This is a genomic window from Pseudomonas sp. P867 (assembly GCF_019891455.1).
GTDB lineage: Bacteria > Pseudomonadota > Gammaproteobacteria > Pseudomonadales > Pseudomonadaceae > Aquipseudomonas > Aquipseudomonas synxantha_A.
The window spans coordinates 79,829-97,128 of sequence record NZ_JAFLXB010000012.1; the positions used below are offsets into that span (position 1 = coordinate 79,829).

Below are 17,300 nucleotides of genomic sequence, written 5' to 3' on the forward strand. Positions count from 1 at the left end.
GAGCAAGAGGTTACGCAGGATGGCAAACCCTTACGCCGAATTATTCCAGGTCCCAGGCGCCCGAGCCTTTGTGCTCGCAGGCATGTTGGCGCGCATGCCAATCTCGATGACCGGTATCGGCCTGATCACCATGCTCGCCCAAGTCCATGGCGGTTATGGGCTGGCGGGGTCGGTGGCGGCGGTGTTTGCCCTGGCCACGGCGTTTTGTGCGCCGCAAGTGTCGCGTTGGGTGGACCGCTACGGCCAGGGCAAGGTCCTGCCGATAGCCGCACTGATCGGCGGCGGGGCGCTATTGATGTTGTTGCTGTGTACGCGTTTGCAGGCACCAAGCTGGACGCTGTTCCTGTTTGCTGCGCTGGCCGGCTGCATGCCCAATATGTCCGCCATGGTGCGTGCGCGCTGGACCGAGTTGTACCGCGGCCAGCCCAGGCTGCAAACCGCGTTTGCTCTGGAGTCGGTGCTGGATGAGGTGTGCTTTATTATCGGCCCACCCATTTCTGTGGGCCTGAGCGTAGTGCTGTTCCCCGAAGCCGGCCCTTTGGTGGCGGCATTGTTACTGGCGGTGGGCGTCACCACCTTTGTAATGCAGCGGCAAACCGAGCCACCCATACACGAGCACCACGGCGCGCATGGCCGCTGGCTGATCGCTTCCCCTGCGGTTTTGATCCTGATGACCTTGCTGCTGGCCATGGGCGTGATCGTCGGCGTGGTGGACGTGGTCAGTGTGGCGTTCGCCCAGCATCAGGGCCAGCCGGCGGCGGCGAGTATTGTGCTGTCGGTGTACGCCATCGGTTCGTGCCTGGCCGGGCTGGCTTTCGGTGCCCTCAAGCTCAAGGCGCCGTTGCCGCGTCAGTTCCTGTTCTGCGGTGTGGCCACGGCGTTGACTACCTTGCCCTTGTTGCTGGTGAGCAACATCCCCGGCCTGGCCGTCGCCATATTTATCTCCGGCCTGTTCTTTGCGCCCACCTTGATCGTGTCGATGGCCATGGTCGAGCAGATCGTTGCGCCCAGCCGTCTTACCGAAGGCATGACCTGGTTGATCACCGGGCTGAGCATCGGCGTTGCTATCGGCGCCGCCAGCTCTGGTTGGATGATCGATCATTTCGGCGCTGCCAGTGGGTTCCGGGTGGCGTTGGCGGCGGGGGCGGTGGTGTTGTTGGCCGCATGGTTGGGGTATCGGCGGTTGGGCTGAGTGCCGGCTTGTTCACACTTGATAGCGACCGCTGTGTCGATGCCACTCGTAATTGCCGCCCAGCCAGGCTTTTACCCCGCCGAGGAAGCGCTTGAGCGTGGGGGAGGCCTGTTTGAGCAGCCTTCTTTCCTTGGCTTCATATCTACGTATAAGCGTGTTGTGAAGATCGGCTGTCAACCACAAGGCTTGCTGTAATGAACAACCTTGTTCGTTTGCCAGCAGCAATGGCAGGTTGAAATCACCGATGCCAGGCTCTTGCTCTTTGGATGCGGAATACAAGTCATTGACGAGCATGGTCAAACTTGCAGCTAGGGCGATCACTTCGCGTACAGGCGCAGAAAAATAAGTATCGGCACCCAGTTCATAGCCGCCGACAATATCAATGAGGGCCATGCAAGGTAAAAAGCTGTTGACTTGACGATGTGCCAAATATTCCCAGACTTGAGGCAGGCTGTGTTCGATGCGCCATGAAGCTTCCGCATTCATGGTCACGAACATCGCAATGGTCTCCGACTGAACGCGAGCTTTCTGCGAGGGTGTCGCATAGCGATCCAGGTGGTTCATATATCCCCGCAATCCACGTAAAACCGGATCATCGTTGAGCGCACGTTTGAGCGCGAGGTCGTGGGATGGAATCAGATATGCCCTGTCCAGGGCGGCCAGGGCCAGTGACAAGCGTGCGCCCAGGAGCTTGGGGTTGGCGCCACTTCGCTCATCATCACAATAGTGATCGTCTACCGCGAACAGCGCCGCCATGCATTTTGCAGACAGTAGCAAGCGTTGAACGTCGTCGGTGTCGGCGTGACACAGCATTACGAAACGCCCGAAGTTCGAGGCCCTTACGTGATCCAACTGCCCCTCGAAAATACCGATTCGATTGATCCACGCCATTAACAGCGCATTGATACGGTTGCCGAGCGCTTCGTCCAGTCGTATCGGTAATGGACATTCAAGCGCAGGTATTTCCAGGCCGGTTGAGTTTTTTTGTGGGGGAGGCGGCGGGCTGATGTCGTTCATAGCAAGACTCCGGGTGTCTATGCCATTGGACGTTACTGCGGACCAAGGATCAGGAAGGGCGTTGATTTCAATTTAGAAGTCCGGGTGGAAAAACACAATGGACCCTTTAGTTCTGATTGGAGTCAACGACCTCTAATGCCCGAATAAGACCATTTGGGATGACTCGCGTCGTCACTTCGCCACACGCATCGAACGAGCCCTGTGGCGATGTTGCCTGACTGGCCAATTCAAACCGCCGCTAGACCGTCGTCGTGCTGTTGCAGAAACTCATTCAGCGCTTGGCGCGTAAGGTCGTTCAACGTCACCTTTTTACGCATTGCGGCCAGAGCGGCTGCCAGATGCAGTTCATGCCCAACGCGTACGTTGAACGAGCCCTTGCATGGCTTCTCAGGTGATTGCCCCAGGGTCTGGCAGGTAGCCAGATAATCGTCCACGGCTTCGCGAAAGGCTGCGTCCAGTTCTGCGACGGTTTTGCCTTCGTAGCTCACTAATGCCTTGATGAATAAAATCTTGCCGAACAGGCAGTTGTCTTCGAGGCTGGCCTCGATAGAGCCGATGTAGCCTTTATGTTTGAGCTGGTTGTTCACTGAATCAGTTCTCCTGATTTCAATTGTTCGATGATCTGGCGCCGAATGTAATGTTTCAGTTCGTTGCCCGGGTGAGGCTTGTGCAACGTGATCATTGCACTGGGGTCGCCGATATCGAACTTGACGCGGCTTCCAGCCCCTTCAATCAGTGTGTATCCGAGTCGGCGTAACAGCGTGACGAGCTCGGGCCAGGTAAATGCCATGTGCTCATTGAGCAATTTGGCGAGCAGCTTTTCATTTTTGGACACGGCGTTCCTTGCGTGTAACTAAATGTAGTTGCAAAAAGTGGTGTTCGTCAATGCTAGCTCGGGGGCGTGTGCCTTTCCCGGAATTGATGTAACCCTTGATGACAGCTCGCTCGATGCCACCCATCCCCCCGCTAATTTTTCCCTTCCCGGTTCGTTTTATAGGGACGACGTGCCTTTGTGCTTCCCGCCTATTGCCCCGGATTCGAAGAAATGAATGCTGAAGACTCCTTGAAACTTGCTCGCCGGTTTATCGGGCTGCCCCTGGAAAAACGCCAACTGTTCCTGCAAGCCCTGCAGAAAGAGGGCGTGGATTTTTCCAGGTTTCCGATACCGGCAGGGGTGGAGGTTGAGGATCGCCAGGCGCTTTCCTACGCGCAGCAGCGCATGTGGTTTCTCTGGCAATTGGACCCGGCCAGTGGCGCCTACAATTTGCCTGGCGCGGTGCGCTTGACCGGCGCGCTGAGCCTGCCTGCGATGGAGCAGGCGTTCGCCAGCCTGGTGGCGCGTCACGAAACCCTGCGCACCGTGTTCCAGCGACAGGCCGACGAGCGCTTGGCGCAGGTGGCGGTAGAACCGGCGGTGAATGTCGAGCAGTTGGACGTCAGCGCCTTGCCAGCCGCCGAGCGCGAGCAGGCCGTCAGCGACGCCGCTACCCGCCAGTCCCTGTTGCCGTTCGACCTGGAGCACGGCCCGCTGCTGCGTGTGCAACTGCTCAAACTCGCCGATCAAGAGCACGTGCTGCTGCTGACCCTGCATCACATCGTCTCTGATGGTTGGTCGATGAACGTGCTGATCGACGAGTTCATTCGTTGCTATGACGCCCATGAGCGCAACGAAGAACCGCAATTGCCGGCGCTGCCGATCCAGTACAGCGACTATGCCCTGTGGCAACGACGCTGGCTGGAAGCGGGGGAGCAGGCGCGCCAGTTGGAATACTGGCAGGCGCGCCTGGGCGACGAGCATCCGGTACTGGAACTGCCCACCGACCACCCACGCCCGGCGATGCCCAGCCATCAAGGCACGCGGTATAACTTCGCGATTGATCCGGCATTGGCGGTACAACTGCGCAGTTGCGCGCAAAAACACAACGTCACTTTGTTCATGCTGCTGCTGGGCGCGTTCAATGTGCTGCTGCATCGCTATACGGGCCAGGGTGATATCCGCGTCGGCGTGCCGATTGCCAATCGCAACCGCACTGAAGTCGAAGGGCTGATCGGTTTCTTCGTCAACACCCAGGTGTTGCGCACCGAACTGAGCGGGCAAACCCGCGTCACCGAGCTGTTGCAAGGCATCAAGGAACACGCGTTGGGTGCCCAGGCCCATCAGGAATTGCCCTTCGAGCGCCTGGTAGAAGCGCTGAAAATCGAGCGCAACCTGAGTCACACGCCGCTGTTCCAGGTGATGTACAACCACCAGCCGGTCGTCGCCGACATCGCTTCGGTCAGTACCGCGTCCGGCCTTGAGCTGGCCCTGGTGGAATGGCAAGGCCGCACCACGCAGTTCGACCTGACCCTGGACACCTATGAAAAATCCGGCACCCTGCACGCCGCGCTGACCTACGCCAATGACCTGTTTGACGCGCCGACCATCGACCGCATGGCCCGGCACTGGATCAGCCTGTTGCAGGCGATGGTGGTGGATGGCGAACAGCGTATCGGCGAATTGTCGATGCTTGATGCCCAAGAACAGCACCAGCTGGTTCACACCTGGAACCAGACTGCCGAGCCATACCCAACCGAACGCGCAATTCATCACCTGATCGAAGACCAGGTTCAGCGCACCCCGGATGCACCGGCACTGGTATTCGGTACAACCACCTTGACCTACGCCCAGCTCGACAGCCGGGCCAACCAGCTGGCCCACGCCTTGTGCGAGCAGGGCGTAGGCCCCGACGTGCTGGTGGGGATCTGTGTCGAGCGTTCCGTCGAAATGGTCATCGGCCTGCTGGCGATTCTCAAGGCCGGTGGCGCCTACGTGCCCCTCGACCCCGAGTATCCCCAGGAACGCCTGGCCTACATGATCGAAGACAGCGGCATTCGGTTGCTGCTCAGCCAGCAAAGCCTGCTGGCCGCGCTGCCGGCTGCCGGAATCCAGGTGATCGCTCTGGATCAGCCGGCGCTGTGGCTCGACGGCTACGGCCACACAGCGCCCGCCGTCGCTATTGATGCACTCAATCTCGCCTATGTGATCTACACCTCCGGCTCCACCGGCAAGCCCAAGGGCGCCGGCAACAGCCATCGAGCGCTGGTCAACCGCTTGAGCTGGATGCAGCAGGCGTACGGTCTGGATGCCGCGGATGCGGTGTTGCAGAAAACCCCGTTCAGCTTCGACGTGTCGGTGTGGGAATTCTTCTGGCCGCTGATGACCGGTGCGCGCCTGGTGGTTGCGGCGCCTGGGGAGCACCGTGAACCGGCGCGCCTGATCGAAACCATCGGCCGGCACGCCATCACCACGTTGCACTTCGTGCCGTCAATGTTGCAGGTGTTTATCCATGAGCCGGGCGTTCAAACGTGTGCGAGCCTCACGCGCATCGTGTGCAGTGGCGAAGCCTTGCCCCTGGATGCGCAACGGCAGGTGTTCGCCAGGCTGCCCGATGTGGCGCTGTACAACCTCTATGGCCCGACCGAAGCGGCCATTGACGTCACCCACTGGACCTGCATCGACGAAGGCGCCGACAGCGTACCCATCGGCCGCCCGATCGCCAACCTCGCCACCTATGTGCTCGACGCCCAACTCAACCCGGTGCCTGACGGTGTAGCTGGCGAGCTGTACCTGGGCGGTAGCGGCCTGGCGCGCAGTTATCATCGGCGCCCGGCGTTGACCGCCGAACGTTTTGTGCCAAGCCCGTTCGTGACGGGTGAGCGGCTGTATCGTACCGGTGACCGTGTGCGCCAGCGCGCCGATGGTGTGATCGAATACCTCGGCCGCCTCGATCACCAAGTCAAGTTGCGCGGCTTGCGTATCGAACTGGGCGAAATCGAAACCCGCCTGATGCAGCACCCGCAAGTGCGCGAAGCGGTGGTGTTGGTACAAGGTGGCAAACAATTGGTCGCGTACCTGGTGTGTGAAGGCGAGGAGCCGACCGACCTCAAGGCCTGGCTGCTCGACAGTCTGCCGGAATATATGGTGCCGACCCACTTCCTCACCCTGGCCAAGCTGCCGGTGACCGCCAACGGCAAGCTTGACCGCAAGGCATTGCCACTGCCGGATGCAGCGCTGCAACAGGCGTTTATCGCCCCACAAGGCGACCTGCAAACAGCCCTGGCGGCGATCTGGAGCGATGTGCTCGGCGTTGAACAGGTCGGCCAGGACGATAACTTCTTCGAGCTGGGTGGCGACTCGATCATTTCTATCCAGGTGGTCAGCCGCGCCCGCCGGGCCGGTATCCGACTCAGCCCCCGGGACCTGTTCCAGTACCAAAGCATCCGCAGCCTTTCGCGGGTGGCCAGCTTCGACCAAGTCAGCCTGATCGACCAGGGCCCGGTCAGTGGCGAGGTGATTCTGACCCCAGTGCAACAGCACTTTTTCGCCCAAGCGATCCCGGCACATCATCACTGGAACCAGTCGTTGCTGCTGACCCCGCGAGAGGCGTTGCAGCCCGCGCAGCTGGAAGCGGCCTTGAACCAGCTGATCCAGCATCACGACGTCTTGCGTCTGCGTTTTGTGCAGCAGGCGGATGGCTGGCATCAGAGCCATGCGGCGCCCCTCGCCGAGCCGCTGCTGTGGCAGTCTCACGCCAACATCGACGCCGAGTTGGCAGCGCTGTGTGATGAAGCCCAGCGCAGCCTCGACCTCGAACAAGGCCCGCTGATACGCGCCGCATTGGTGAGCATGGCCGATGGCAGCCAACGCTTGCTGCTGGTGATCCACCACCTGGTCGTCGATGGTGTGTCCTGGCGCATCCTGCTCGAAGACCTGCAACAGGCTTACCGCGAACAGTCGCTGCCGGCGAAAACCAGCGCGTACCAGCATTGGGCGCAGCAACTTCACGACCACGCGCAAACCCTCGACGAGCAACTGCCGTACTGGCAGGCGCAATCGGTCGACACCGATCTACCTTGCGACCACCCCGAGGGCGGCCTGCAAAACCGGCTGGGCACCAAACTGGAAACCCGCCTCGACGCCGAGCAGACCCGCCGGTTGCTGCAAGACGCACCGGCGGCCTATCGCACCCAGGTCAACGACCTGCTGCTGACGGCCCTGGCGCGGGTGATCAGCCGCTGGAGCGAACAACCCGCTGCGCTGATCCAGCTCGAAGGCCATGGCCGCGAAGACCTGTTCGACGACATCGACCTGAGCCGCACCGTCGGCTGGTTCACCAGCCTGTTCCCGGTGCGTCTGCGCGCCGAAGGCGAGTTGTCCGATGCGATCAAATCGGTCAAGGAGCAACTGCGCGCTGTGCCCGACAAGGGCCTGGGTTACGGTCTGCTGCGTTACCTGGGGTCGCCGCAGGCCCGCGAAAGCCTGGCGAACCTCGCCGCACCGCGCATTACGTTCAACTACCTGGGCCAGTTCGACCGTCAGTTCAATGAGTCGGCACTCTTCGTACCGGCCAGTGAAGGCAGCGGCCAAGCCCAGGATCCCGAGGCACCGCTGGCCAACTGGTTGACGGTGGAAGGGCAGGTGTATGGCGGTGAGTTGGCGCTGCAATGGGGCTTCAGTCGCGAGATGTTTGACGTGTCGAGCGTCCAGCGTCTGGCGGATGAATACACCGCTGAACTCAAGGCGTTGATCGAACATTGTTGTGCTGCTCCGGCAGGGCAGGTGACCCCGTCGGATTTTCCGTTGGCACGTCTTACTCAGCAGCAACTGGATGCATTGCCCGTGGCGGGGTCGGCCATTGCCGATCTTTACCCGCTGTCGCCGATGCAGCAGGGCATGTTGTTCCACACGTTGCTTGCGCCCGAGGCCCAGTCTTATATCAACCAGTTGCGCCTCGACATCGAAGGGCTCGACCTATTGGCCTTCGGGCGTGCCTGGCAGGCCGCGCTGGACCGCCATGACACCCTGCGCAGCAGCTTCCACTGGCTGGGCATGGACAGTGCTCACCAGTTGATCCAGCACCAGGTTGACCTGCAACTGCAAGTGATTGAAGACCCGTATGCCGACTTCGACGCCCTGGCCCAGGCTGAACGTGAGCGCGGTTTCGCACTGAATGCCGCGCCGCTGTTTCGCCTGACCCTGGTGCGCGGTGCGGGCGCGGCCTGGCACCTGATTTTTACCAGCCACCACATTCTCATGGATGGCTGGAGCAACGCGCAGTTGCTTGGCGAAGTCATTGCTCACTACGCAGGCCAGGCTGTGCCCGCACCACTGGGGCAATGGCGCGATTATCTGGGCTGGTTGCAACAGCAAGGCTCTGGCGAAGCGTTCTGGAAAGCCGCACTGGCAGCATTGCCGACGCCAACCTTGCTGTCCCAGGCACTGCGCAAGCCGGTGGACGGGATCGGCATGGCGGACCATCACGTGGCGCTGGACAGCGACGTTACCCGACGTCTCGGCGAGTTTGCGCGCCAGCACAAAGTGACCCTCAATACCGTGTTGCAAGGCGCCTGGAGCCTGCTGTTGCAGCGCTACACAGGCCAGGATTGCGTGGCCTTCGGCGCCACCGTGGCCGGGCGTTCTGCGCCACTGCCAGGGATCGAGCAGCAACTGGGCCTGTTCATCAATACCTTGCCGATCATCAGTGCAGCCTCGCCAGCCCAGTCGGTCGCAAGCTGGCTCGGCGAGTTGCAAGCGCTCAACCTCAGCCTGCGCGACCATGAGCATGTACCGCTCTACGATATCCAGGCTTGGGCCGGCCATCACGGCGCGCTGTTCGATACTTTGCTGGTGTTCGAAAACTTCCCGGTTGCCGAGGCGCTCAAGCAAGGCGCGCCGGCTGGCCTGACCTTCGGCCGCCTGCACAACCATGAACAAACGCACTACCCATTGACCCTGGGCATTGAGCTGGGGGCCAACCTGCGCCTGGAGTTCAGCTACGACCGTTCCCTGTTCAGCGAGCCGCAAGTCGCCCGCCTGAGCGCCAACCTTCAACACCTGCTGGCGCAATTGCTCGCAGATGCCCATGTACCCCTTGGTAACCTGCGCCTTCTCGACGCCACCGCACAGCAGAATATGCTCGCTCTCAGCCGGTCAGCTGCGGCTGCCCAGGATAACGAGCGCGTGCATCAACGCATCGCTGCCCAAGCCCAGGCCACCCCAGACGCCATGGCTGTACTGGCCGGTGGCGAAGGCTTGACGTACGCCGAGCTAAACCAGCGGGCCAATCGTCTGGCCCATCGCCTATTGGAGCTTGGTGTCGGTCCCGGACAACGGGTGGGCCTGGCTTCGCGTCGTGGCCCACAGTTGATTGTCAGCCTGTTGGCGGTACTCAAAAGTGGCGCGGCCTACGTACCGCTGGACCCGAAATACCCCGTCGAGCGCCTGGCCTACATGCTCGCCGACAGCCGACTCAACCTGCTGCTCAGCGAAGTGGGCTTGCTCGTGGATCTGCCATTGCCCCAAGGACTGGCACGTGTGGATTTCACCGCCTGCGGTGACGAGCTGGCCGGCTACCCGACGACCAACGTGCCCAACCCTGCCGCCGCTGCTGATCTGGCATATGTGATCTACACCTCGGGCTCCACCGGTCAGCCCAAAGGTGTGGCCATCGATCATGCCGCCCTCGGTCAATTCTGCGACAGTGCCACGCTGTACAGCCGCTTGAGTGCCGAGGATCGCGTCTTGCAGTTTGCGACCTTCAGTTTCGACGGTTTTGTCGAGCAGTGCTTCCCGCCCTTGTGTGTGGGTGCAGCGTTGATCATGCGCAGTGATGAGCTGTGGGACGCCGGGCAACTGGCGCGGGAGATCGTCGAGCAAGGCGTAACCCTGGCCGACTTGCCGGCGGCCTACTGGTATCTGTTGGCGCAGGAATGTGCAGTGCACTGCCGCTCCCTGGGCAAGCTGCGCCAGGTGCATGTGGGCGGTGAAGCCATGGCGGTGGAGGGTGTACGTGCCTGGCATGCCGCAGGGCTTGGTCATGTGCGCCTGGTCAATACCTACGGGCCGACCGAAGCCACGGTGGTGTCCAGCGTGCATGACTGCCAGTTGACCGATGCCAACGACGCGTACGGCGTACCGATTGGGCAGGCGATTGCGGGGCGTGCGCTGTATGTGCTCGACAGCGGTTTCGAACTGCTGAGCACCGACGGTGTGGGCGAGTTATGCATCGGCGCCGAGGCGGGCTTGGCCCAGTGCTACTTCGATCGCCCGGCGCTCACTGCCGAGCGCTTCTTGCCGGACCCATTTTCCGCCACGCCCGGTGCGCGGCTTTATCGCAGTGGCGACCTGGCCCGGTACAACGCGGCGGGGGCGCTGGAATACGTGGGGCGTATCGACCATCAGGTGAAGATTCGCGGCCTTCGTATCGAAATGGGCGAGATCGAAGCCAGCCTGCAAGCCTTGCCCGACGTGCGTGAAGCGGCAGTGATTGCCCAGCCGAGCGCGATCGGCATGCAGTTGGTGGCGTATGTGGTACCCGCCGACGATCAGCAGTTGGAAACGCAGGCACTGGCCACTCGCTTGCGTCAGGCGTTACCGGATTACATGGTGCCGGGACATTGGGTGGTACTCGATGCCTTGCCGCTTAACAACAATGGCAAGCTCGACCGCCGGGCGCTGCCGGCACCGGATCTGAGCCAGGCGTGCGCCGTGTACGTGGCACCTCAGAGCCCTTTGCAGGTGCAGTTGGCAGCGATCTGGCAAGCGGTGCTGCACGTGGAGCGGGTTGGCCTGGACGACCACTTCTTCGAGCGCGGCGGTCACTCGTTGCTGGCGACTCAAGTGATCTCACGGGTGCGTCACGACCTCAAGCTGGAAGTACCGTTGCGGGCCCTGTTCGAACAGCCGACGCTGGCAGCCTTCGCGGCGGCTTGCGCAGGCTTGACGGCCGATACGGCGCCAGCGCTCCAAGTACTTGGACGTGAGCAGCCGCTGGCGTTGTCCTTTGCTCAGGAGCGTCAATGGTTCCTGTGGCAATTGGACCCGGCCAGCGCGGCTTACCATGTACCGACTGCATTGCACGTGCGCGGTCAACTCGACAGTGCGGCACTTGCACGCGCCGTCCAGGCCCTGGTGCAGCGCCATGAACCGCTGCGTACTACGTTTGTGGAGGCGGGCGAGCACACCTTGCAAGTCGTCCACCCCAGTCTGACCGTGCCGATTGAGCAGCAAGCGATTGCCGCCGATGCCATCGAGCACGCCGTCAGCGAAGAAATCCAGCGCCCGTTCGACCTGCTTGACGGCCCATTGATGCGCGTCAAGTTGCTGGTCGTCGCGCCTGAGCACCACGTGCTGGTCATTACCCAGCACCACATCATCTCTGATGGCTGGTCGATGCAGGTCATGATCGACGAGTTGGTAGCGTTGTACCAAGGTGACGCGGACTTGCCGGCCTTGCCGATCCAGTACGCCGACTATGCCCGTTGGCAGCGTGATTGGATGGCGGCAGGGGAGCAACAACGCCAGCTCGATTACTGGTGCGCCCGTCTGGGTAACGACCATCCGCTGCTGGACTTGCCTCTGGACCATCCGCGCCCAGCGGTGCAGAGCTATCGCGGCGCACGCCGGCAGATCCATCTTGACCGCGTGATGCTGGCTGAGCTCAAAGCCTTGGCCGAACGCCAGGACGTGACCTTGTTCATGCTCCTGCTGGCCTCGTTCCAGACCTTGCTGCACCGCTACAGCGGCCAGTCGCAGGTTCGCGTCGGCGTGCCGATCGCCAACCGTAATCGTCTCGAAACCGAGCGGCTGATGGGCTTCTTCGTCAATACCCAAGTACTGCAGGCGCAGTTGCACGGGCAGATGCCTTTCGAGCAGTTGCTGGGCCAAGTCAAACGGCGCGCTTTGGAAGCCCAGGCCCATCAGGACCTGCCGTTCGAGCAACTTGTGCAGGTGTTGCAGCCGGAGCGCAGCCTGAGCCATAACCCGCTATTCCAGGTGATGTTCAATCATCAAAGCAGCCTGCGTTCGGGTTCAGTGCAACTGCCTGGCCTGGTGTTGCAGCCAATGGACTGGGCGGGTCACAGCACGCAGTTCGACCTGAACCTGGAAACCGAGGAATCGGCCGACGGCCTCTGGGCGTCCCTGACCTACGCCACCGACTTGTTTGACGCTGCAACCGTGGAACGTCTGGCCGAGCATTGGCAAAACCTGCTGCGCGCGGTCGTGCACGATGCCTCCCAGCCCCTGGATGAACTGGCGATGCTGAGCACGTCGCAATGGCAACAAATGGTGCACGACTGGAACCGCAGCGACACCCCATACCCACACGAACACTGCGTACACCAGCTGTTTGAGGCCCAGGCCGTGGCGCAACCCGACGCCATCGCGCTGCACTTCGACGAGGAGCGCCTGAGCTACGGTGAACTCAACCGCCGCGCCAATCGCCTGGCCCATCGTTTGATCGCCATGGGAGTCGGCCCGGACGTGCTGGTGGCAGTGCACGTGGAGCGCTCCCTGGACATGGTGGTCGGCTTGCTCGCGACTCTCAAGGCCGGTGGCGCCTATGTCCCACTCGACCCGCAATTCCCGGCAGAGCGCCTGGCGTTCATGCTCGAAGACAGCCGCGCCCGGGTGCTGCTGACCCAGGCGCACCTGCAAGGGCGCCTGGTGCAGCCGCAAGGCGTGCAGGTGCTGATGGTCGAGGATGTCGGCACGCAGGCATATAACCCGCAGGTTGGCGTTACACCGCAAAATCTGGCCTACGTCATCTACACCTCCGGCTCCACCGGCAAGCCTAAAGGGGTGATGGTAGGCCACCAGGCGCTGTGCAGCTTTACCAGCGGTATGGCCGGCACCTTGGATATTGGCCGGCAGACGCGGCTGTTGTCGCTGACGACCTTCTCGTTCGATATCTTCGCCCTGGAGCTGTACGTGCCGCTGAGTATGGGCGGCACAGTGCTACTGAGCGCCCAGGACATGGCCCTCGACCCTGAGGCGATTCTCGAACTGGCCCAGCGTCAGGCCGCGAGTGTGCTGCAGGCCACGCCATCGAGCTGGCGCATGTTGCTCGATAGCCCGCGCGCCCATTTACTGAGTGGCATAACCTGTCTGTGCGGTGGTGAAGCGCTGCCAGCCGACTTGGCCCAGCGCCTGCTCGAGCTGCAAGGTCCCGTATGGAACCTCTATGGCCCGACGGAAACCACCATCTGGTCAGCGGCTCATCGTCTGCACCAAGCGCAGCCTTTCGTTGGACGGCCCATTGCCAATACCGGGTTGTTTATCCTCAATCCAGGCCTCATGCCATGCCCGCAAGGCGCGTCTGGCGAGCTGCTGATCGGCGGTGTCGGCCTGGCGCGCGGTTACCACAGGCAGCCGGCGCTGACTGCCGAACGCTTCGTGCCCAACCCGTTTGGGGCGTCGGGCGAACGTCTGTACCGCACCGGCGACCTGGCACGCTATCGGGCCGACGGCGTGGTGGAGTACATCGGGCGCGTCGACCATCAGGTCAAGGTCCGTGGTTTCCGGATCGAGCTGGGTGAAGTCGAAGCCTGCCTGCGTGAGCACGACGGTGTACGCGAAGCTGTGGTGCTGGCCGATAACGACCGCCTGATCGCCTATCTGGTCAGCACCGCACCGCAGCCACAGCAGGTGTACAAAGCCGCGCTGCGCGAGCGCCTGCCGGATTACATGGTGCCTGCGCACTGGATGTTTCTCGATAGCCTGCCCTTGACCCCCAACGGCAAGCTCGACCGCAAGGCGTTGCCCAAGCCGGAGCTTGGCGATTCACTCAAAGGCCATATAGCACCGGTAACCCTGCGCGAGCAGCAGGTGGCGGCCATCTGGGCCGAAGTGCTGGAGGTGCCGCAGGTCGGCCTCGACGACCACTTCTTCGAGCTGGGTGGCCATTCATTGCTGGCTACGCGTGTGGTGTCGCGGGTTCGCCAGGCCCTGACACTGGAAGTTGCGCTCAAGACCTTGTTCGAACACCCGCTGCTGAGTGATTTCGTTCGGGCCTTGGGCGAGGAGGGCGCTACTGCGCCAGCGTTGCTCAAGGCCGACCGCACGCAGCCTTTGCCGCTGTCCTACGCTCAGGAGCGCCAATGGTTCCTCTGGCAACTGGACCCCACCAGCGCCGCGTACCACATCCCCAGCGCCTTGCGTTTGCAGGGGCCGCTGGACCTGAGTGCACTGCAACGCAGCTTCGACAGCCTGCTGGCGCGCCATGAAAGCTTGCGCACGCATTTTCAGCAACAGGCCACCGGTGCGTTGCAGGTCATTGAGGCCGTTGGCTGCGTCGATATCGACCGGGTCGATAGTGATTACGCTAGCCTCAAGGCGCGGGTCGCCGAAGTGGTCGCCCACCCGTTCGACCTGCTGCGCGGGCCACTGCTGCGGGTCAAGTTGCTGCGTCTGGCTGACGATGATCATGTGCTGGTGCTGGTGCAGCACCACATCGTCTCCGATGGTTGGTCGATGCAACTGATGGTTGAGGAGTTGGTGCAGTTGTATGCCGCCTTCAGCCAGGGTCAAACCCCAAGCCTGCCGATGCTGCCGATCCAGTACGCCGACTATGCCGTATGGCAACGCGACTGGATGGCCGCGGGCGAGCAGGCACGTCAATTGGCCTACTGGCGCGAGCATTTGGGCGGCGAGCAACCGGTGCTGGAGTTGCCGTTCGATCACCCGCGCCCGGCACAGCCAAGCCATCGCGGCGCCCGCTTGGGCATAGAGTTGGCCCCCGAGCTGCTGGACGGCTTGCGCAGCCTGGCACGCAGCGCGGGTGTGACGCTGCCGATGGTGCTGCTGGCGTCTTACCAGGCCTTGTTGCATCGCTACAGCGGCCAGGAGGACGTGCGCGTCGGCGTGCCGATTGCCAACCGCAACCGTCTCGAAACCGAGGGTTTGATTGGCTTCTTCGTCAACACCCAAGTGCTCAAGGCCGATATTCATGGCCAGATGAGCGTGGAGCAATTGCTGCGCCAGGTACGCCAGCGCTCTTTGGAGGCTCAGGCTCACCAGGACCTGCCCTTCGAGCAGTTGGTGCAGGCTTTGCAACCGGAGCGCAGCCTGAGCCTGAGCCCGTTGTTCCAAGTAGTGTTCAACCACCGTGTGAGTGGCGCCGATAGCCACCTGAGTCGCCTGACCGACCTGCACGTGGAGGTCCTGGATCTGGATGAGGGCGTGGCCCAGTTCGACCTGGCGCTGGATGTGGAAGAAAGCCCGACCGTGCTGCGCGCCTCCCTGAGTTACGCCACTGACCTGTTCGCTGTGGCGACCATCGAGCGCATGGCCGGGCATTGGCAGAACCTGTTGCGGGCAATGGTGGCCGACCAACAACAGGCTATCGGCCAATTGAAGCTGCTGGGCCAGGATGAGCAACAGCACATCCTTGAGCTGTGGAACCAGACCGACGCCGGTTTCTGCGCCGAGCGTCTTGTCCACGAGTTGGTAGCCGACCGTGCCCGGGAAACCCCGGATGCGGTGGCGGTTAAGTTCGATGCGCAAACCCTGAGCTACGCCGAACTGGATCGCCAGGCCAACCGTCTGGCTCATGCCCTGATTGCCCGTGGCGTCGGCCCGGAAGTGCGCGTGGCGATTGCCATGCCGCGCAGCGCCGAGATCATGGTGGCGTTCCTGGCGGTGATGAAAGCCGGTGGCGTGTATGTGCCGCTGGATATCGAGTACCCGCGTGATCGCTTGCTCTACATGATGCAGGACAGCCGTGCGCAACTGCTGCTGACCCATAGCCGTGCGTTGCAACAACTGCCGATCCCCGAGGGGCTCACCACCCTGGCGATCGATCGTAGCGAAGAATGGACCGGTTACAGTGATACGGCACTAGACGTGGCACCAGACGTGGCGCTGGATGGCGACAACCTCGCCTACGTGATCTACACCTCCGGTTCCACCGGCCTGCCCAAGGGCGTGGCGGTGTCTCACGGGCCGTTGGTGGCGCACATCATCGCCACCGGCGAGCGCTATGAAACCTCGCCGGCCGATTGCGAACTGCACTTTATGTCGTTCGCCTTCGACGGCTCCCACGAAGGCTGGATGCACCCGTTGATCAACGGCGCCAGCGTGTTGATCCGTGATGACAGCCTGTGGTTGCCGGAATACACCTATGAGCAGATGCACCGCCATAACGTGACCATGGCGGTCTTCCCGCCGGTGTACCTGCAACAGTTGGCTGAACATGCCGAGCGCGACGGCAACCCACCGGCGGTGCGGGTGTATTGCTTTGGCGGTGATGCCGTTGCTCAAGCCAGCTATGACCTGGCTTGGCGCGCGCTGAAACCCAAGTACCTGTTCAACGGCTATGGCCCGACCGAAACCGTGGTTACGCCGTTGCTGTGGAAAGCGCGCAAGGGCGACCCATGCGGTGCAGTCTACGCACCCATCGGCACCTTGCTCGGCAACCGCAGCGGTTACGTGCTGGATTCGCAACTCAATCTGCAACCCATCGGCGTGGCTGGTGAGTTGTACCTGGGCGGCGAGGGCGTGGCCCGGGGTTACCTGGAGCGCCCCGCACTGACTGCCGAGCGTTTCGTGCCGGACCCGTTCGGCAAACCGGGCAGCCGTGTGTACCGCAGCGGCGACCTGACCCGTGGGCGTCCGGATGGGGTGGTGGACTACCTGGGGCGTGTTGACCATCAGGTGAAGATCCGCGGTTTCCGTATCGAGTTGGGTGAAATCGAAGCGCGTTTGCGCGAGCAGGTCAGCGTCGGTGAAACTGTGGTGGTCGCCCAGGAGGGCCCGACCGGCAAGCAGTTGGTGGCCTATGTAGTACCGGCAGATGCCAGCCTGGCAGACCCCGCCGAGTTTCGCGATGCCCTGCGGCGAGCCTTGAAAGCCGACCTGCCGGACTACATGGTGCCCAGCCACTTCGTATTCCTGGCGCAAATGCCGCTGACCCCCAACGGCAAGCTCGACCGCAAGGGCTTGCCATTGCCGGATGCGAGCCAGATGCAGCAACAGTACGTGGCCCCGCAAACCGAGCTTGAACAACAGATCGCTGCGATCTGGGCCGACATCCTGCACCTGCCGCAAGTGGGCCTGAACGACAACTTCTTTGAAGTCGGCGGCCATTCCTTGCTGGCGATCCAGATCACCTCCCGGGTGCAAGCCGAATTGGGCCTTGACGTGCCGCTGATGGAACTGTTCCAGACCGATTCGCTGCGTGCCTACGTGCAGGCGGCAGCCACTTTCCGCGCCGGCAGCGTGGAGGATTTTGATGACCTGCGTGACTTTTTGAGCGAACTAGAGGCGATTTGA

5 protein-coding genes are annotated in these 17,300 nt (G+C 62.1%); 2 read left to right on the forward strand and 3 right to left on the reverse strand.

The annotated features are described in order from the left end of the window. The first annotated feature begins 19 nt into the window (after nucleotides 1-19). Entirely contained in the window at nucleotides 20-1,192 is a 1,173-nt protein-coding gene (locus tag J1G33_RS20830) for an MFS transporter (RefSeq protein WP_032876322.1), read from the forward strand. 12 nt (nucleotides 1,193-1,204) lie between these two features. Here J1G33_RS20830 and J1G33_RS20835 read toward each other — a convergent pair whose 3' ends face one another. From J1G33_RS20835 to J1G33_RS20845, 3 genes are all read right to left on the reverse strand, one after another. Then, nucleotides 1,205-2,209, reverse strand: a complete 1,005-nt coding sequence (locus tag J1G33_RS20835; RefSeq protein ID WP_103735388.1) for a family 2 encapsulin nanocompartment cargo protein terpene cyclase — start codon at nucleotides 2,207-2,209, stop codon at nucleotides 1,205-1,207. A 227-nt stretch (nucleotides 2,210-2,436) separates the two neighbouring features. Further along, nucleotides 2,437-2,796 (reverse strand): type II toxin-antitoxin system HicB family antitoxin, encoded by a 360-nt coding sequence (locus J1G33_RS20840; protein ID WP_103735389.1) that lies wholly within the window; start codon nucleotides 2,794-2,796, stop codon nucleotides 2,437-2,439. Continuing rightward, nucleotides 2,793-3,044 (reverse strand): type II toxin-antitoxin system HicA family toxin, encoded by a 252-nt coding sequence (locus tag J1G33_RS20845; RefSeq protein WP_032876316.1) that lies wholly within the window; start codon nucleotides 3,042-3,044, stop codon nucleotides 2,793-2,795. The genes J1G33_RS20840 and J1G33_RS20845 overlap by 4 nt, the downstream gene beginning before the upstream one ends. A 210-nt stretch (nucleotides 3,045-3,254) precedes the next feature. Here J1G33_RS20845 and J1G33_RS20850 point away from each other — a divergent pair, with 210 nt between their 5' ends. Then, complete coding sequence (locus J1G33_RS20850; protein ID WP_223018662.1) at nucleotides 3,255-17,300, forward strand: non-ribosomal peptide synthase/polyketide synthase; 14,046 nt, start codon at nucleotides 3,255-3,257, stop codon at nucleotides 17,298-17,300.

Bases quoted from the DNA above. Each gene is read 5' to 3' on its own strand.
- J1G33_RS20830 (WP_032876322.1), top strand. From the start codon at position 20: ATGGCAAACCCTTACGCCGAATTATTCCAGGTCCCAGGCGCCCGAGCC.
- J1G33_RS20835 (WP_103735388.1), bottom strand. From the start codon at position 2,209: ATGAACGACATCAGCCCGCCGCCTCCCCCACAAAAAAACTCAACCGGC.
- J1G33_RS20850 (WP_223018662.1), top strand. From the start codon at position 3,255: ATGAATGCTGAAGACTCCTTGAAACTTGCTCGCCGGTTTATCGGGCTG.